This is a genomic window from Streptomyces sp. NPDC042102, assembly GCF_055582305.1.
This window is the reverse complement of sequence record NZ_JBVJDL010000002.1, coordinates 688,594-706,177: the sequence shown is the minus strand read 5'-3', so window position 1 is coordinate 706,177 and position 17,584 is coordinate 688,594. Positions and strand designations below refer to the sequence as shown.

Below are 17,584 nucleotides of genomic sequence, written 5' to 3'. Positions count from 1 at the left end.
CTCCGGCGGCCGATACGATGCACGCAGATGATCAGCGCGACCGGAGGACAAGCGATGGCAGGGGAACCGCAGGAAGACTGCCTGTTCTGCAAGATCGTCACGGGGGACATCCCCGCGACGGTCGTACGGGAGACCGAGACCACGGTGGCGTTCCGGGACATCAACCCGCAGGCGCCCACCCACGTGCTCGTCGTCCCGCGCGTCCACTACCCCGACGCCGCGAGCCTCGCCGCCGCCGAGCCGGCGGTCGCGGCCGACATGCTGCGCGAGGCCGCCGAGGTCGCGGCGCAGGACGGCGTCGACGCGTCCGGCTTCAGGGTCGTCTTCAACACCGGCGCCGGAGCCGGCCAGACCGTCTTCCACGTGCACGCCCACGTCCTCGGCGGACGCGGCCTGCAGTGGCCCCCGGGATAGCCGTGTCCGCACGCGAGTTCGTGGTGCTGGGCACCGCCAGCCAGGTGCCCACCCGGCACCGCAACCACAACGGCTACCTGCTGCGCTGGGACGGCGAGGGCATCCTCTTCGATCCCGGCGAGGGCACCCAGCGGCAGATGCTGCGCGCCGGCGTCGCCGCGCACGACATCGACCGGATCTGCGTCACCCACTTCCACGGTGACCACAGCCTCGGTCTCGCCGGGGTGATCCAGCGCATCAACCTCGACCGGGTCCCGCACCCGGTCACCGCGCACTACCCGGCCAGCGGGCAGAAGTTCTACGACCGGCTGCGGTACGCCACCGCCTACCGCGAGACCGTCGTCATCGACCAGGTGCCGGTCTCCGAGGACGGCGTGCTGGCGACCGGGGCCTCCTACACGCTCTCCGCCCGCCGGCTCTCGCACCCGGTGGAGTCCTTCGGCTACCGCCTCACCGAACCCGACGGCCGCCGGATACTGCCCGGGCTGCTCGCGCGGCACGGCATCAAGGGCCCCGACGTGGGCCGGATCCAGCGCGAGGGCGTGCTCGGCGGCGTCACGCTGGAGGACGTCAGCGAGCCCCGGCCCGGGCAGAGCTTCGCCTTCGTGATGGACACCCGGCTGTGCGACGGGGTGTACGGCCTCGCCGAGGGGTGCGACATGCTCGTCATCGAGTCCACCTTCCTGGACGAGGACCAGCACCTCGCCGAGGAGCACGGGCACCTGAGCGCGGGCCAGGCCGCCCGCGTGGCCCGGGACGCGGGCGTGCGGCACCTGGTGCTGACGCACTTCTCGCAGCGCTACACCGACCCCGACGCGTTCGAGCTCCAGGCCCGCGCCGCGGGGTTCGAGGGCGAGCTGACGATCGCCGCGGACCTGGCCCGGGTGCCCCTGCCCAAACGCCGCTGAGGCAGCCCCGCGGGACGGCCGTGGCACCCGTGGCGCGCACCACGCGCCGTGCGCGACCGCCGACTTCCGGCTGTGATGTGGGCCACACTGGGTTTGGCCCGGCGCCGCGCGGGCAGGGCCGGGAGCTCGCCACCGAACCGGGGAGGACACCGTGACCAGTCGGAACACCAGAGGCAGCCGCCCGACCGCACCCCACGGCGCCGCCCGCGCCGCGGCGGCGGTGGACCCGCTCGGCCCGCTGCGCGCGCCCCAGGACCCGGGCTGCGACGTGTTCCTGACCGGCACGGTCTTCCTCGACATCATCTTCACCGGTCTCGACTCGGCACCCGTGCGCGGTACGGAGTCCTGGGCGCGCGGCATGGGACAGAGCCCCGGCGGCGTCGCCAACATGGCCACCGCCCTGGCCCGGCTCGGCCTGCACACCTCCCTCGCGGCCGCTTTCGGCGACGACCACTACGGCGCGTACTGCTGGGACGTACTGGAGCAGGACGAGGGCATCGACCTGTCGATGTCGCGGACCGTCCCCGGCTGGCACAGCCCGGTGACGATCTCCATGGCGTACGAGGGGGAGCGCACCATGGTCAGCCACGGCCACGAGGCGCCGCCGCCCGCCGGTCCCGGCCCCTTCCCCGCCTGCCCGCCGCGCGCCCGGGCCGCCGTGGCCTCGCTGGTCCCCGGCCGCCGCGAGGAGTGGGTGGCCGACGCCGCCCGCCGCGGCTCCCGCGTCTTCGCGGACGTCGGCTGGGACGAGAGCGGCCGCTGGGACCTGGGCGCACTGGACCTGGAGCACTGCGAGGCGTTCCTGCCGAACGCCGGCGAGGCCATGCGCTACACCCGCACCGACTGCCCGCGCGCCGCCGCCCGCGCCCTGGCCGACCTGGTCCCGATCGCGGTGGTCACCCTCGGCCCGGAGGGCTCGTACGCCGTGGACGGCCGCACCGGGGAGACCGCGGAGGTCCCCGGCATCGAGGTGGAGGCCCTGGACCCCACCGGCGCCGGCGACGTCTTCGTGGCGGGCTTCGTCACCGGCACCCTGGCCGGCTGGCCGCTCGCCGACCGGCTCGCCTTCGCGGGCCTGACGGCCGCCCTCTCGGTCCAGGAGTTCGGCGGTTCCCTCTCCGCCCCGGGCTGGGCGGAGGTCGCCCACTGGTGGCGCTCCCTGGGCGAGCGGTCGGCCCGCTACGGCTTCCTGGACGAGCTGATCCCGCCGGAGAGCGCCCCGGGGCCGCGCCGCCGGGCGGTCCCGACGATCGGCTTCCGGCACTCCGCGTAGCCGCCGGTAAATCCCCTCGGGAACACCCCGGGCGCGTCGTACGCTTGGTATTCCAAGAGGTTCTCGATCGGCGAGACCCCGCTACGGGAGGTATGTGCAGGCCAGAGAGCCGGCCCATGACTCAGACACCCACAGCCCAGATCCGCTCCCGGCGCTCCGACGGCGCGGGGGAACCTACAGTGCCGGGGCAGGCGCGAGCCCACTTCACCGTTCCGGCCAAGCACCCGATGGTGATGGTGCTCGGTTCGGGTGACGCCCTGCTGCGTGTGATCGAGAAGGCCTTTCCCGAGGCCGACATCCACGTACGGGGAAACCAGGTCAGTGCGGTCGGGGAGGCGAAGGAAGTCGCCCTGATCCAGCGCCTGTTCGACGAGATGATGCTGGTGCTCCGCACCGGACAGCCGATGACGGAGGACGCAGTGGAACGCTCGATCGCCATGCTCAAGGCGAGCGAGAACGGCAATGGACCGGACGAGACGCCCGCCGAGGTGCTCACCCAGAACATCCTCTCCAGCCGCGGCCGCACCATCCGCCCCAAGACCCTCAACCAGAAGCGGTACGTCGACGCGATCGACAAGCACACGATCGTCTTCGGCATCGGCCCCGCCGGTACCGGCAAGACCTACCTCGCCATGGCCAAGGCGGTCCAGGCCCTGCAGTCCAAGCAGGTCAGCCGGATCATCCTGACCCGGCCCGCCGTCGAGGCGGGAGAGCGGCTCGGCTTCCTGCCCGGCACGCTCTACGAGAAGATCGACCCGTACCTGCGGCCGCTGTACGACGCGCTGCACGACATGCTCGACCCCGATTCGATCCCGCGGCTCATGGCGGCCGGCACCATCGAGGTGGCGCCGCTGGCCTACATGCGAGGCCGGACGCTCAACGACGCGTTCATCATCCTCGACGAGGCGCAGAACACGAATCCCGAGCAGATGAAGATGTTCCTGACCCGCCTGGGCTTCGATTCGAAGATCGTCATCACCGGCGACGTGACCCAGGTCGACCTCCCCGGCGGCACCAAGTCGGGCCTGCGCCAGGTCCGCGAGATCCTCGACGGCGTCGAGGACGTGCATTTCTCACTGCTGACCTCCCAGGATGTCGTCCGGCACAAGCTCGTCGGCCGTATCGTCGACGCGTACGAGCAGTACGACAGCCGAAACGGGAAGTAGAGCCGAAGAGCACCATGTCGATCGACGTCAACAACGAGTCCGGAACCGAGGTCGACGAGCAGGCGATCCTCGACATCGCCCGCTACGCGCTCACCCGGATGCGGATCCACCCGCTGTCCGAGCTCTCCGTCATCGTCATCGACGCCGAGGCGATGGAGCAGCTCCACATCCAGTGGATGGACCTGCCCGGACCCACCGACGTCATGTCCTTCCCGATGGACGAGCTCCGTCCGCCGGCCAAGGACGACGAGGAGCCCCCGCAGGGGCTCCTCGGCGACATCGTGCTCTGCCCCGAGGTCGCCAAGAAGCAGGGCGAGGACGCGCCGACGCAGCACTCCATGGACGAGGAGCTCCAGCTCCTGACCGTCCACGGGGTGCTGCACCTGCTCGGGTACGACCACGAGGAGCCGGACGAGAAGGCCGAGATGTTCGGCCTCCAGGCGGCCATCGTGGACGGCTGGCGGGCCGAGCGCGGCATGACCGGACCCTCTCCGGCCCCGACCGTCTCGTGACCACCCCCCAGCTGATCACCGGAGCGGTGCTGCTGGTCGTGGTGGCCTGGCTGGCGGCCTGCGCCGAGGCGGGCATCGCCCGTGTCTCCGGCTTCCGCGCCGAGCAGGCCGTCCGCGAGGGCCGGCGCGGCAGCGCCAAGCTGCTCCAGGTGGCCTCCGACCCCACCCGCTACCTCAATGTGGCGCTGCTGGTCCGTGTCACGTGTGAAATGGCGGCGGGCGTGCTCGTCACGTACGTCTGCCTCGACGCCCTCGGCGACAACTGGAAGGCGCTGCTGGTCGCCATCGCCGTCATGGTGCTGGTGTCCTTCGTCGCGGTGGGCGTCTCCCCGCGCACGATCGGCCGCCAGCACCCGCTGAACACCGCGACCGCCGCCGCGTACGTCCTGCTGCCGCTGGCCCGGGTCATGGGCCCGATCCCGCAGCTGCTGATCCTCATCGGCAACGCGCTCACCCCGGGCAAGGGCTTCCGCAAGGGCCCGTTCGCCTCCGAGGCCGAGCTGCGCGCGATGGTGGACCTAGCGGAGAAGGAGTCGCTGATCGAGGACGAGGAGCGCCGCATGGTGCACCAGGTCTTCGAGCTCGGCGACACCCTCGTACGCGAGGTGATGGTGCCGCGCACCGACCTGATCTGCATCGAGCGGTACAAGACGGTCCGTCAGGCGACCACGCTCGCCCTGCGGTCGGGCTTCTCGCGCATCCCGGTGACCGGCGAGAACGAGGACGACATCGTCGGGATCGTGTACCTCAAGGACCTGGTCCGCAAGACGCACATCAACCGTGAGGCCGAGTCCGATCTGGTCACCACCGCCATGCGCCCGGCGGTCTTCGTCCCCGACACCAAGAACGCCGGCGACCTGCTGCGCGAGATGCAGCAGGTGCGCAACCACGTCGCCGTCGTCATCGACGAGTACGGCGGCACGGCCGGCATCGTCACCATCGAGGACATCCTCGAGGAGATCGTCGGCGAGATCACCGACGAGTACGATCGCGAATTGCCGCCCGTCGAGGAACTCGGCGCGGACACCTACCGGGTGACGGCCCGTCTGGACATCACCGACCTCGGCGAGCTCTTCGGGATCGAGGACTTCGACGACGAGGACGTCGAGACGGTCGGCGGCCTGCTGGCCAAGGCGCTGGGCCGGGTGCCCATCGCGGGCGCCTCGGCCCTGGTGGACCTGCCCGACGGCCGATCGCTGCGGCTGACGGCCGAGTCCCCGGCCGGCCGCCGGAACAAGATCGTGACCGTACTGGCGGAGCCGCTGCCGGCGGATCCGGACGTCGAGGAGGGCAAGGCGCCGTGACCCCGGCCGAGCTGCGCGCGTTCTGTCTGAGCTTCAACGCCGCGGTGGAGGAGTTCCCCTTCACCCCGGAGACCTCGGTGTTCAAGGTGCTGGGCAAGATGTTCGCGCTCAGCGCCCTGGACGCGACGCCGTTGAAGGTCAACCTCAAGTGCGAACCGGAACTGGCCGTCCGGCTGCGCGCCGACCACGAGGCGATCGCGCCGGGCTGGCACATGAACAAGCGGCACTGGAACACGGTGACGGTGGACGGGCTGCCCGACGCCATGGTGCGCGAGCTCGTCGAGGACTCCTACGACCTCGTCGTGGCCGGGCTGCCGCGCGCGGAGCGGCTGCGACTGGACCGGCCGTGACCGGCTGAAAGCCCCCGGGGACCCCGAGGTCACGATTTCGCAGGGCGTTCGGATCACAGGATTTCTTTACCTTACGCTTAGCTTTGCTTCTGCCAAGCAAGATCCGTCCAGTGGCTCACCCCTGCCCTGAAACGGAAGATCCACAGACCCCGGGGGGACGCCGGGGGGCGTCGGGAAATCAGGGGGACGGAGGGGAGAGCGCCTCGGCGGGGCCGTTGCACGGCTCCGCCGAGGCGCTCCATATGCTTGCGGCCATGACCGACACCACCGGGCTCGGCCCCGAGGACAGCAAGATCATCACGCTGGCGCGCAGCGCCCGGGCCCGCAACGGCGTTCCCGAGGGCGCGGCCGTCCGGGACGAGACCGGTCGTACCTACGTCGCCGGCACCGTCGAGCTGGACTCCCTCAAGCTCAGCGCCCTGCAGACCGCCGTCGCGATGGCCGTGGCCAGCGGCGCCCAGTCGCTGGAGGCCGCCGCCGTCGTCACGGCCGCCGACGCCCCGGCCGACGCCGACCGCGCCGCCGTACGCGACCTCGGTGGCCCGGACACCCCGGTCCTGCTCGCGGGCCCCGACGGCACCCTGAAGTCGACCACCCCGGCGGGCTGACGCCCCTGGTTCAGGCCGTGGCGGCGGTCGCGGTGGGCGCGGCGGGGTCCCCGGCCGGGCGGCGGCGCCGGATCACCATCGCCATCAGCGCCGCCACCGCGCACAGCGCGCCCGACGCGTACCAGACCAGGTCGTAGCTGCCGAACGCGTCCCGGGCCAGCCCGCCCAGGAAGGCGACCAGGGCCGCCCCCACCTGGTGCGAGGCCAGCACCCAGCCGAACACGATGGCGCTGTCCTCGCCGTAGATCTCCCGGCACAGCGCGATGGTCGGCGGCACGGTCGCCACCCAGTCCAGCCCGTAGAAGACGATGAAGAACACCATCGGCGGGTGCACGGTGGGCGCCAGCAGCATCGGCAGGAAGAGCAGCGACACGCCGCGCAGCGCGTAGTACACCGCCAGCAGCCGGCGGGCCTCGAAGCGGTCGGTGAACCAGCCCGAGGCGATGGTCCCGACGACGTCGAAGACCCCGACCACCGCCAGCAGCCCGGCGGCCGCCGTGATCGGCATGCCGTGGTCGTGCGCGGCGGGCACGAAGTGCGTCCTGATCACCCCGTTCGTCGAGGCACCGCAGATCGCGAAGGTCCCGGCCAGCAGCCAGAACGGTCCGGTGCGGGCCGCACGGAACAGCACGGCCAGCGCCCGCCGCGCAGCGCCCGGCACGGGCGCCGGCTTCGGGGCGTACGCGCCCCCGTACGGCGCGAGGCCGACGTCCGCCGGATGGTCGCGCAGCAGCAGCCACACGAACGGCACCACGGCCAGGGCCGCGAGCGAGACCGTCACCGCCGCCGGACGCCAGCCGTGCTCCTGCACCAGCCACGACAGCAGCGGCAGGAAGACCAGCTGGCCCGAGGCGCCGGCCGCGGTCAGGACGCCGGTGACCAGACCGCGCCGGGCCGTGAACCAGCGGTTGGTGACGGTCGCGGCGAACGCCAGCGCCATCGAACCGCTGCCCAGGCCCACCAGCACGCCCCAGAACAGCACCAGCTGCCACGACGCGGTCATCCACACCGTGGCCACCGAGCCGCCGGCGATCACCGTCAGTGCGGCGGCGACGACCCGGCGGATGCCGAAACGGTCCATCAGCGCGGCCGCGAACGGCGCGGTGAGCCCGTACAGCGCGAGATTGACGGAGAGGGCGAAGCCGATCGTGCCCCGCGACCAGTGGAACTCCTGGTGCAGCGGCTCGATCAGCAGACCGGGCAGCGAGGCGAAGGCGGCCGCGCCGATGATCGTCACGAAGGCGACGGCCGCGACGAACCAGGCGCGGTGGATCCGGCCGGGGCGGCGCGGGGCACCGGTGCCGGTGCTGGTGCCGGCGCTCGTGCCGGTGCTGGGGGTGGGGGCTGTCTGCGTCACGCCGACAGCTTCCACGGGCGGGGCGCACCCGCTCCAGTGGCCTGAATGACATCCTTCGCTACGATCAGGACATGGCCGCTTCCGTTGCACACCGCGTGGTCGTCCTCGCCCTGCCCGGACTGCTCCCCTTCGAGCTGGGCATCCCGCACCGGATCTTCGGCCGCGCCGAGGACGCCGAGGGCCGGCCGCTGTACGAGATCCTCACCTGCGGCCTCGCCCCCGGCGCGGTGCAGACCGACGCCGACTTCGCCGTCGCCGTCACCCACGGCCCCGATCTGCTGGCCACGGCCGACACGGTGGTGGTCCCCGCGTCGTACGAGCTCGGGCCGGTCCACGAGGAGGGCCGGCTGCCCGAGGACCTCGCCGCCGGCCTCGCCCACATCCGGCCCGGGACCCGGCTCGTCTCCATCTGCACCGGCAGCTACGTCCTGGCCGCCGCCGGCTACCTCGACGGCCGCCGCGCCACCACCCACTGGGCCTCCGCCGACCACTTCCAGCGGCTCTTCCCGGCGGTCCGGGTCGACCCCGACGTGCTGTACACCGACGAAGGGGACGTACTGACCTCGGCGGGCGTCGCCGCGGGCATCGACCTCTGCCTGCACATCGTGCGCCGCGACCACGGGGCGACGGTGGCCAACGACGTGGCCCGGCGCACCGTCGTACCGCCCCACCGGGACGGCGGGCAGGCCCAGTTCATCGAACGCCCGGTGCCGCGGGCGCAGCAGGCCGGGACCACGTCGGCGCGGGCCTGGGTGCTGGACCGGCTGAACGAGCCGCTGAGCCTGACCGACCTGGCCCGCCAGGAGGCGGTGTCGGTACGGACGTTCACGCGCCGGTTCCGCGAGGAGTCCGGGGTCAGCCCGGGGCAGTGGATCGTGGCGCAGCGGGTGGAACGGGCGCGGCAGCTGCTGGAGGCCACCGACCTGCCGATGGAGCGGGTGGCGCGGGAGGCGGGGTTCGGTACGGCGCAGTCGATGCGCAAGCACGTGCGGGCGGCGCTGGGGGTGAGCCCGACGGCGTACCGGCGGACGTTCCGGGACGCCGCCAGTATCTGATGGGCCATCAGTCGGCGGCGGGTGCGCGCATTGACTTCTTCCGCCCCCGGTTCGTGAATGGCCCCCTGGGGGTGGGCAGTGGCCACAGGAGTACGCAACCGGAGGCGGGCGGCTGCGCTGGGGCTCGCCGCGCTCGCGGCGGCTGCGCTCGGCGTACCGGCGGCGGGTGCGGAGCCGGCGGGCGAGCCGCCGACCGGGCCCGGGGACGCGGTGGACGTGGCGATGCGCTGCCGGCCGCCCGCGGAGGCCGGGGCGGCGCCGGGCGACGGCACGGGCGCGGGTGCGGGCCCGGTCGTCGGCACGGGCGCGGTACGGCTCACCGTCAGCGATCCGCGGCCGCGGGCCGGTGACACGGTCACCGTCACGTACGAGGTGGCGAGGACCGTGGTGGCGGGGCCGGCGGCCGGGGAACTCATGGCCGGCACGGTCGTCCTGGGCGGCGCGCAGACGGGCACGGTGACCGTGACCGGGGTCCGCGGCCAGGACCCGGAGGTGGGGGCTGCGGCGGGGGCGGCGGCCGGGGCCGAGGCGCCGCCGCTGACGATGACCGGCGCGTTCACCGTGACCGCGCCGGGCCCGGTCACCCTGACCCCGGGGGACCACGTCCTGCACACCACCCCGTGCACGCTGGACGACGCGCCGGTCGCGGCTCGCCTCGACACGACGCCGCTGCCGATGGCCAACCTGCGCTCGGTGTCCCTGGCCACGCCCTCCGGACGGCCGGGGGAGAGGGTCACGGTGACGGGCCGCGGCTTCGTGCCGGGGGCGGCGGTCACCGTGACGGGCCGGGCGGGCGAGGCGCCGACCGCGGACCGGGCGACGGCGACGGCGGACGGGGCGGGCGGGTTCAGGGCGGAGCTGGCGGTCACGGACCGGGGCACGACGGGGATCGTGGCGCACGAGGGCACGGAGTGGGTGGCGGGACGGTCGTCGGGGGTGGCGGCGTACGCGGTGACGGCGCCGACGCCGGTTCCGGTGCCGGGCGCTCTTCCCGCTCCCGCGCCCACGGCCGGAGCCGGGCCGGGCACGCTGTCGATGGCCCAGACCGGTGCGCAGATCACGCTGGGCGCGGTCGCGAACGGCGCGGGCGGCGGGGCGGCGGGCCGGATCGGCACGGTCACGGTGACGGACACCCGGGCCGGCGGTGGCCGGGCCGGGTGGACCCTGACCGGGAAGGTCACGGTGTTCACGGGGCGGGCCGGCAAACCGTTGCAGGGGGCGAGGCTGGTGTGGCGGCCGGCGTGCGGTGGCGGCCGGTGCGCGCCGGGTCCGGCGGGGCCGGTCGGGGTGGACGGCGCGGTCCTGGCGTCCGGGCCGGCGGGCTCGGGCACGGTCACCGTGGACGCCACGGTCACGCTGGAGGTCCCGCGGTACACCCCGCCGGGCGCGTACACGGCAGTCCTGACACTGACGCTGACGCCGTCGTAACGCGCCCCGGTCCGCTGCGCGGAGCCTTTCCCCCACCCCGCCCCTGCCCGAATCCGGGGCAGGCCCCGGCCCCGCGCCTCGTAAGCCGGCGTTCGAGGCGGACCCGGAGGCGGGGCCTCTGGGACGGGGCGGCCGGGGTCCTGGCGGCCGCTGGTCGGCGCAAGGGGCCGCATCGGGGAGAATGGCCCGTATGAGCGATCGTTCCCCCGAGCCCACCGCCCCGCACCGTGCGGGCTTCGCCTGCTTCGTCGGCCGCCCCAACGCCGGCAAGTCGACCCTGACCAACGCACTCGTGGGCACGAAGGTCGCGATCACCTCCAACCGGCCGCAGACCACCCGCCACACGGTCCGCGGCATCGTGCACCGCCCGGACGCCCAGCTGGTGCTGGTCGACACGCCCGGCCTGCACAAGCCGCGCACCCTGCTGGGCGAGCGGCTCAACGACGTCGTGCGCACCACCTGGGCCGAGGTCGACGTGATCGGCTTCTGCCTGCCCGCCGACCAGAAGCTCGGCCCCGGTGACAAGTTCATCGCCAAGGAGCTCGCGGGCATCAAGAAGACGCCCAAGATCGCCATCGTCACCAAGACCGACCTGGTCGACTCCAAGACGCTCGCCGAGCAGCTGATCGCGATCCAGCAGCTCGCGCAGGAGCTCGGTTTCGAGTGGGCGGAGATCGTCCCCGTCTCGGCGGTCGGCGACAGCCAGGTCCAGCTGGTGGCCGATCTGATCGCCCCGCTGCTGCCGGAAAGCCCTCCGCTGTACCCGGAGGGCGACCTCACGGACGAGCCCGAGATGGTCATGGTGGCCGAGCTGATCCGCGAGGCCGCGCTGGAAGGCGTCCGCGACGAGCTGCCGCACTCCATCGCCGTCGTCGTCGAGGAGATGCTGCCGCGCGAGAACCGCCCGGCGGACAAGCCGCTGCTGGACATCCATGCGAACGTCTACATCGAGCGCCCCAGCCAGAAGGGCATCATCATCGGCCCGAAGGGCTCCCGCCTGAAGGAGGTGGGCATGAAGTCGCGCAAGCACATCGAGGCCCTCCTCGGTACGCCGGTCTTCCTGGACCTCCACGTGAAGGTCGCCAAGGACTGGCAGCGCGACCCCAAGCAGCTGCGCAAGCTCGGCTTCTGAGACCGGCCGGGCCCGGGGGCCCGCCGCCTCAGCCCATGCGGCGGACCTTCAGCGCGTTGTCCAGCCGGACCCCGGGGCGGCCGTCCGGCGCCGGCTGTACCCGCTCGTGCTCCGCGCACACCTGGACCTCCCAGTCCCCCTCCGGCAGGTCCAGGTCCGCCAGGACCTCCTCGGCCGTGGGGAAGGTGATGTCGGGGCGCGGGTTCTCCTCCCACGAGGGCCAGCCCGCGTGGCCGACGATCAGCAGGGTGCCGCCGGGGGCCACGGCCGCGGCCGCCGTACGCAGGATCCGCTCGCGCGGCATGTCACCGGGCGAGTGCAGGAAGCAGGCCGAGACCAGGTCGAAGTGCCCGGCGGGGAAGGACGCGCCCAGGTCGTGGCGCTCGAAGGCGATCCGGCCCGCGACCCCCGCCTCGGCGGCGTGCTCGGCCGCCCGTTCCAGGGCGACGGCGGAGATGTCCGTACCGGTCACCTGCCAGCCGCCCCGGGCCAGCCAGACGGAGTCGGCGCCCTCCCCGCAGCCCAGGTCGAGGGCCCGCCCGGCGGGCAGCCCCTCGACCTCGCGGACCAGGGCGGCGTTCGCCTTGCCGCTCCAGATCCGGTCGCTCTCGCGGTAGCGCTCGTCCCAGAACTCCTGCTCCGACCGGTCGGCGGTGGCCCGGGTGCCGTGCTGCCGGGCGTGGTCGTGCTCGTGCTCGCTCATGTGCGGTGCCCCTCTTGTCTCGACGGGGGTGACACCGGCGATGCTCCGCCGCCCAGGCGGAGGGGGCAAACTTCGTTGCCGGTTCGGCAACCCGCCCGCCGCGCACGGGCGCGAGGAGCCCGGCTACTGCGCCGGCTCCGCGATCAGTGCCGTCGCGACCCGGCGGAAGCCCACCCGCCCGTAGATCCGGGCCACGTCCTCGTCGCCCGCCGACAGGAACACCGTCTTCGCCCCGCTCGCGAGCGCGTCGGCCACCAGCGCCGCCGTGACGCCGAGGGCCAGCCCCTGACGGCGCGCCGCCGGGAGGGTGCCCACGCCCACCACCTCGGCCACGTCGCCCACCGGGTTGTACTGGCCGGAGCACAGCACCACCCCGTCGCGCACCGCGACCGCCGCGGCGGTCCGCCCCGACGCCAGCATCCTCGACACGTGCGCCCGCCGGGACTCCGTCGAGGGATCGGTCACCGTGGTCTCCAGCTCGGCCGGGCCCGCCTCGCCCAGCGCCGTGCCCGGCGCCGCGAAGGCCAGCATCGGTACGGCCACCGCCTGCAGCAGCAGCGGGTCCTCCGCGCCGAGGTGCCGGACCTCCGGGTGCGGCGCCGGGAGCTCGGCCGCGGGGTCGAGCACCATCAGCGGGTGTGCATGAACATGCAGTCCGGCCGCCTCGACCGCGGCGCGCAGGGAGGGGGTGGTTTCGGCCACCCATTCGAAGGCCTGGGGCACGTTCAGCTCGCGCTGGCGCTCCAGGACCCGGTTCACCTCCGCCACGGTGACGTCACCGGCCGGGCCGTCGAGCGTAGGGCGGGCGTAGTAAGGCCAGCCCTCGCCCTCCTGGACGAACAGGGTCAGCGGGCCGAAGTCCTCGGCCCGCGCCCCGCCCACGCGCGGAACGGTGTCGTAGTAGCGCTCAAGGTCATCAAGAAGGGTCATCGGGCCATCCAAACAAAGAAGCCCAGCTCAGGCACCCTCTTTGAGGACCTTGGAGATCAACTGCCGCTGGGCCTCCGACAGGTGCGGCTCGTGGACGGACACCGTCCGCCCGTCGACCGTGATCCGGTACGAGAAACCGTCCCGCACCCGGTCGCCGGGCCGGCCGTCCGGCGCCGGCCCCGGCCGCAGCGCCAGCTGGGCCAGCGCCCGCCACTCCTCCTCGTCCGGCCGGCCGGAGGTGTCCACCTCGGCCTGCCGCTCGATGCCCGCGAAACCGCCCGTCCGCACCACGTGAATCCGCATGGCCCCTTGTCTACCCGTCCTGGCCCGCCGCCGCGCGCCGTCGCGCTATTCGGTGGGCACGCCCACCGACGACCAGGCCTTGAGGAGCGCCTGGTGCTCCGCTCCGCCGTCCCCGAACCGGGTCACCGCCGCCGCCACCGACTGCCGCGCGAAGTCCTTGAACGTGGCGTTCGTGCGCAGCTCGCCGCCGGTGAGGGTGTCGTACCAGATCTGCCCGGCCCGCTCCCAGGCCTTTCCGCCGAGGTCGGTGGCCAGCAGGTAGAAGGCGTGGTTGGGGATGCCGGAGTTGATGTGGACGCCGCCGTTGTCGCGGGAGGTGTTGACGTAGTCGTCCATCGTCGCCGGCTGCGGGTCCTTGCCGAGCTCGTCGTCGTCGTACGCCGTGCCCGGCGCCTTCATCGAGCGCAGCGCGACGCCGGAGACGTTCGGGCCGAGCAGCCCGGCGCCGATCAGCCAGTCGGCCTGGTCGGCGGTCTGGTCGAGGGTGTACTGCTTGATCAGGGAGCCGAAGACGTCGGACATCGACTCGTTGAGCGCGCCGGCCTGCTTGTAGTACTCCAGGTTGGCCGTGTACTGCGTGACACCGTGCGCCAGCTCGTGCCCGATGATGTCGACGGACACGGTGAAGTCGAGGAACAGGTCGCCGTCGCCGTCGCCGAAGACCATCTGGCGGCCGTCCCAGAAGGCGTTGTTGTACTCCTCGCCGTAGTGGACGGTGGCGTCCAGGGCCAGGCCCGCGTCGTCGATCGAGCGGCGCCCGAAGGCCTTCAGGAACAGCTCGAACGTCGCGCCGAGACCGGCGTACGCGCGGTTGACGGTGGCGTCCTTGTGCGGCTCGCTGCCCTCGCCGCGCACCTTGGTCCCGGGCAGCCGGGTGCGGTGCTGGGCGTCGTAGATGGTGCGCTCGGGCTGGTCGGGGGCCGGTACGGAGCCGAGGGCGGCCGGGGTGATGCCCCGGACGGTGGTGATCCGGCGCCGGGTGCGCTGGAGGGAGTCGTGCTCCAGGGTGCGCTGGGCGATGTCGGCGCGGGCGGTGTTCCCGGACTGCGCGATCTTGTCCAGCAGGTGGGGCGGCACGATCGTGCAGAAGACGGGGTGGAGGGTCCGGGCGTGGGTGGCGGTGGCATCCATAGACCGGAAATGTGGCAGTGCGTCATGACGGTGTCACTAGCTGCGACCATGATTCATTCGACTGTCTGAAAGGTGTCACGCTGGAGTTGACGGATCCCCCGGAGCTCGGGGCGAGGGATGCGACGTAGCTCACAAACAGCGCAAAACGGACACTCGGATCTTGCATACTGAAACAGGTCCGCGCATCAAGGCGCGGCTCGGCTAGGCTGCGGCACATCATGCGTTTCGGGCTGCTTCTCCTTAGCTGCCGCGGCGAGGGTCTGTAGTCGTAGGCCGACCCCCTCCCCGCGGAGTCCGGTGTTGCGCCGTCTCACTGAACCGAGGCAGTACGACCTGTCGGCCGCTGAAGCGAACCACGCGCGGATACGCGAGGAGCCCAACGCCATGAGCCAGACCATCGGTCGCCCCACGCCCATCACCAACGCGACCCACACCCAGAAGCCCTCCGGGATGCCGATCCACAAGTACGGCGTGTACGAGCAGGTGGACATCCCGGACCGCACCTGGCCGGACAAGCGGATCACCCGGGCCCCCCGCTGGCTGTCCACCGACCTGCGCGACGGCAACCAGGCCCTGATCGACCCGATGAGCCCCGCCCGCAAGCGCGAGATGTTCGACCTGCTGGTGCGCATGGGCTACAAGGAGATCGAGGTCGGCTTCCCCTCCTCCGGCGACACCGACTTCAACTTCGTCCGCTCGATCATCGAAGAGGGCGCGATCCCGGACGACGTCACCATCTCCGTACTGACCCAGGCCCGCGAGGACCTGATCGAGCGCACGGTCGAGTCGCTGCGCGGCGCCAAGCGCGCCACCGTGCACATGTACAACGCGACCGCCCCGACCTTCCGCCGGGTCGTCTTCCGCGGCTCCAAGGAGCAGATCAAGCAGATCGCCGTCGACGGCACCCGCCTGGTCATGGAGTACGCCGAGAAGATCCTGGGCGACGAGACGGTCTTCGGCTACCAGTACAGCCCCGAGATCTTCACCGACACCGAGCTGGACTTCGCCCTGGAGGTCTGCGAGGCCGTCTGCGACGTCTGGCAGCCCGAGGCCGGCCGCGAGATCATCCTGAACCTGCCCGCCACCGTGGAGCGCTCCACGCCGTCCACGCACGCGGACCGCTTCGAGTGGATGTCCCGGAACCTGACCCGCCGCGAGCACGTCTGCCTGTCCGTGCACCCCCACAACGACCGCGGCACGGCGGTCGCGGCGGCCGAGCTGGCCATCATGGCCGGCGCCGACCGCATCGAGGGCTGCCTGTTCGGCCAGGGCGAGCGCACCGGCAACGTCGACCTGGTGACCCTGGGCATGAACCTGTTCTCCCAGGGCGTCGACCCGCAGATCGACTTCTCGCAGATCGACGAGATCCGCCGTACGAGCGAGTACTGCAACCAGATGGAGGTCCACCCGCGCCACCCCTACGCGGGCGACCTGGTCTACACCGCCTTCTCCGGCTCCCACCAGGACGCCATCAAGAAGGGCTTCGACGCCATGGAGGCCGACGCGGCCGCCGCCGGCAAGAGCGTGGACGACATCGAGTGGGCGGTCCCGTACCTGCCGATCGACCCGAAGGACGTCGGCCGCTCCTACGAGGCGGTCATCCGCGTCAACTCGCAGTCCGGCAAGGGCGGTATCGCGTACGTCCTGAAGAACGACCACAAGCTGGACCTGCCGCGCCGGATGCAGATCGAGTTCTCGAGGATCATCCAGGCGAAGACGGACGCCGAGGGCGGCGAGGTCACGCCGAAGGCGATCTGGGACGTGTTCGCCGACGAGTACCTGCCCAACCCGGAGAACCCGTGGGGCCGCATCCAGCTGCGCTCCGGCTCGACGGCCACCGACAAGGACGGCACGGACACCCTGACCGTCGAGGCGGTCGTGGACGGCGCGGACACCGTCCTGACGGGTACCGGCAACGGCCCGATCTCGGCCTTCTTCGACGCGCTGGCCGGCATCGGGGTCGACGCCCGCCTGCTGGACTACACGGAGCACACGATGAGCGAGGGCGCGTCCGCGCAGGCCGCCTCGTACATCGAGTGCGCGATCGACGGCCGGGTGCTGTGGGGCATCGGCATCGACGCCAACACCACGCGCGCGTCGCTGAAGGCGGTCATCTCGGCGGTGAACCGGGCGGGGCGCTGAGCGGCCACGCCGTCGTCGTGACGGGCCCCGTCCCCTCCGGCCGGAGGGGACGGGGCCCGTTCGTATACGGGACCGGGACCGGTTCGGGTACGGGTGGTCAGCGGGCGAGGTAGCCGCCGTCCACGGGGAGCACCGCGCCGGTGATGAAGGAGGCCGCGTCCGAGGCCAGGAAGGCGATCGCCCGCGCCACCTCCGCCGGCTCGCCGAGCCGGCCCATCGGGTGCAGGGCCGTGATCTCCGTCAGGTACTCGGGGCCGCCCGGCTCGTCCTGCAGCGCCCGCACGCGCTCGGTACGGATCGTGCCGGGCGCGACCGCGTTCACCCGGATCCCGCGGGCGGCCCACTCCACCGCGAGGTGCTTGGTGAGGCCCGTGGCCACGAACTTCGCCGGCCCGTACGCCGCCTGGCGGGCCTGGCCGGCCATACCGGAGATCGAGGACACCAGGACCAGCGCCCCGCCGGCGGGGTCCTGCGCGGTCATCGCCTCGATGGCGTACTTGCAGGTGAGGAACATCCCCCTGCCGTCCACCGCCATCACCCGGTCCCAGTCGGCGGGCGACGTCTGCGTGACATCCGAAAGGGGGAGCAGACCGGCGTTCGCCACGGCGACGTCAAGGCGGCCGTACACCCGGACGGCCGTGTCGACCATCGCCCGATGGGAGTCCGGATCGGAGACGTCACCGGTCACGATCTCGACGCCGAGGCCGTCCTCGGCCAGCTCGGAACGGAGGGCGGCCAGGCCCTGCGCGTTGATGTCGGCCGCGGTGACCCGGGCCCCTTCGCGGGCCAGCAGCACGGCGGTGGCGCGGCCGATGCCGCTCGCGGCGCCGGTGACCAGACAAGACTCATTGTTCACGGGAGCCGAGGG

The 17,584-nt window shown here is 72.5% G+C and carries 18 protein-coding genes; 12 read left to right on the top strand and 6 right to left on the bottom strand.

Annotated elements, in window-relative coordinates; genetic code table 11:
- The first annotated feature begins 54 nt into the window (after positions 1–54).
- From ACZ6KO_RS11255 to ACZ6KO_RS11220, 8 genes are all read left to right on the top strand, one after another.
- Positions 55–414, top strand: a complete 360-nt coding sequence (locus ACZ6KO_RS11255; RefSeq protein WP_469303008.1) for a histidine triad nucleotide-binding protein — start codon at positions 55–57, stop codon at positions 412–414.
- 2 nt (positions 415–416) lie between these two features.
- Positions 417–1,322, top strand: coding sequence for a ribonuclease Z (locus ACZ6KO_RS11250; RefSeq protein WP_469303005.1), 906 nt, complete (start codon positions 417–419; stop codon positions 1,320–1,322).
- A 220-nt stretch (positions 1,323–1,542) separates the two neighbouring features.
- Complete coding sequence (locus tag ACZ6KO_RS11245; RefSeq protein ID WP_469303872.1) at positions 1,543–2,595, top strand: carbohydrate kinase family protein; 1,053 nt, start codon at positions 1,543–1,545, stop codon at positions 2,593–2,595.
- Positions 2,596–2,711: 116 nt separating this feature from the next.
- On the top strand, positions 2,712–3,761 hold the full coding sequence (locus ACZ6KO_RS11240; protein ID WP_469303003.1) for a PhoH family protein: 1,050 nt from the start codon (positions 2,712–2,714) through the stop codon (positions 3,759–3,761).
- 14 nt (positions 3,762–3,775) lie between these two features.
- On the top strand, positions 3,776–4,273 hold the full coding sequence (ybeY, locus tag ACZ6KO_RS11235; RefSeq protein WP_469303001.1) for an rRNA maturation RNase YbeY: 498 nt from the start codon (positions 3,776–3,778) through the stop codon (positions 4,271–4,273).
- A complete protein-coding gene (locus ACZ6KO_RS11230) occupies positions 4,270–5,577 on the top strand; it encodes a hemolysin family protein (protein WP_469302997.1) in 1,308 nt (435 codons plus the stop codon). The genes ybeY and ACZ6KO_RS11230 overlap by 4 nt, the downstream gene beginning before the upstream one ends.
- Positions 5,574–5,927 (top strand): MmcQ/YjbR family DNA-binding protein, encoded by a 354-nt coding sequence (locus tag ACZ6KO_RS11225; protein WP_469302994.1) that lies wholly within the window; start codon positions 5,574–5,576, stop codon positions 5,925–5,927. The genes ACZ6KO_RS11230 and ACZ6KO_RS11225 overlap by 4 nt, the downstream gene beginning before the upstream one ends.
- A 254-nt stretch (positions 5,928–6,181) precedes the next feature.
- Positions 6,182–6,535 (top strand): cytidine deaminase, encoded by a 354-nt coding sequence (locus ACZ6KO_RS11220; protein WP_469302991.1) that lies wholly within the window; start codon positions 6,182–6,184, stop codon positions 6,533–6,535.
- 10 nt (positions 6,536–6,545) lie between these two features.
- Here ACZ6KO_RS11220 and ACZ6KO_RS11215 read toward each other — a convergent pair whose 3' ends face one another.
- Positions 6,546–7,892 (bottom strand): MFS transporter, encoded by a 1,347-nt coding sequence (locus ACZ6KO_RS11215; protein WP_469302989.1) that lies wholly within the window; start codon positions 7,890–7,892, stop codon positions 6,546–6,548.
- Between the two features lie 71 nt (positions 7,893–7,963).
- Here ACZ6KO_RS11215 and ACZ6KO_RS11210 point away from each other — a divergent pair, with 71 nt between their 5' ends.
- The 3 genes from ACZ6KO_RS11210 (at position 7,964) to era (ending at position 11,507) form a co-directional block, all read left to right on the top strand.
- Positions 7,964–8,947 (top strand): GlxA family transcriptional regulator, encoded by a 984-nt coding sequence (locus ACZ6KO_RS11210; RefSeq protein WP_469302986.1) that lies wholly within the window; start codon positions 7,964–7,966, stop codon positions 8,945–8,947.
- 78 nt (positions 8,948–9,025) lie between these two features.
- Positions 9,026–10,375, top strand: coding sequence for a WxL domain-containing protein (locus tag ACZ6KO_RS11205; protein WP_469302984.1), 1,350 nt, complete (start codon positions 9,026–9,028; stop codon positions 10,373–10,375).
- A 181-nt stretch (positions 10,376–10,556) separates the two neighbouring features.
- Complete coding sequence (era, locus tag ACZ6KO_RS11200; RefSeq protein ID WP_401448624.1) at positions 10,557–11,507, top strand: GTPase Era; 951 nt, start codon at positions 10,557–10,559, stop codon at positions 11,505–11,507.
- 28 nt (positions 11,508–11,535) lie between these two features.
- Here era and ACZ6KO_RS11195 read toward each other — a convergent pair whose 3' ends face one another.
- The 4 genes from ACZ6KO_RS11195 to ACZ6KO_RS11180 form a co-directional block, all read right to left on the bottom strand.
- The gene (locus ACZ6KO_RS11195; protein WP_469302982.1) at positions 11,536–12,210 is read right to left on the bottom strand and encodes a class I SAM-dependent methyltransferase; all 675 of its coding nucleotides are present in this window, start codon (positions 12,208–12,210) and stop codon (positions 11,536–11,538) included.
- A gap of 123 nt (positions 12,211–12,333) precedes the next feature.
- Positions 12,334–13,140, bottom strand: a complete 807-nt coding sequence (locus tag ACZ6KO_RS11190; RefSeq protein WP_469302979.1) for a GNAT family N-acetyltransferase — start codon at positions 13,138–13,140, stop codon at positions 12,334–12,336.
- Between the two features lie 27 nt (positions 13,141–13,167).
- Entirely contained in the window at positions 13,168–13,443 is a 276-nt protein-coding gene (locus ACZ6KO_RS11185; protein ID WP_469302977.1) for a protealysin inhibitor emfourin, read from the bottom strand.
- Positions 13,444–13,488: 45 nt separating this feature from the next.
- Positions 13,489–14,574 carry a M4 family metallopeptidase gene (locus ACZ6KO_RS11180; RefSeq protein WP_469302975.1) on the bottom strand — a complete coding sequence of 362 codons (1,086 nt, stop codon included), beginning with the start codon at positions 14,572–14,574 and terminating at the stop codon, positions 13,489–13,491.
- Positions 14,575–14,958: 384 nt separating this feature from the next.
- On the opposite strand from ACZ6KO_RS11180, the gene leuA reads away from it, so the two are divergent.
- Positions 14,959–16,716 (top strand): 2-isopropylmalate synthase, encoded by a 1,758-nt coding sequence (gene leuA, locus ACZ6KO_RS11175; protein ID WP_469302972.1) that lies wholly within the window; start codon positions 14,959–14,961, stop codon positions 16,714–16,716.
- 97 nt (positions 16,717–16,813) lie between these two features.
- Here the strand turns inward: leuA and ACZ6KO_RS11170 are convergent, their stop codons facing one another.
- Complete coding sequence (locus ACZ6KO_RS11170; RefSeq protein ID WP_469302970.1) at positions 16,814–17,572, bottom strand: SDR family NAD(P)-dependent oxidoreductase; 759 nt, start codon at positions 17,570–17,572, stop codon at positions 16,814–16,816.
- Positions 17,573–17,584 lie beyond the last annotated feature (12 nt).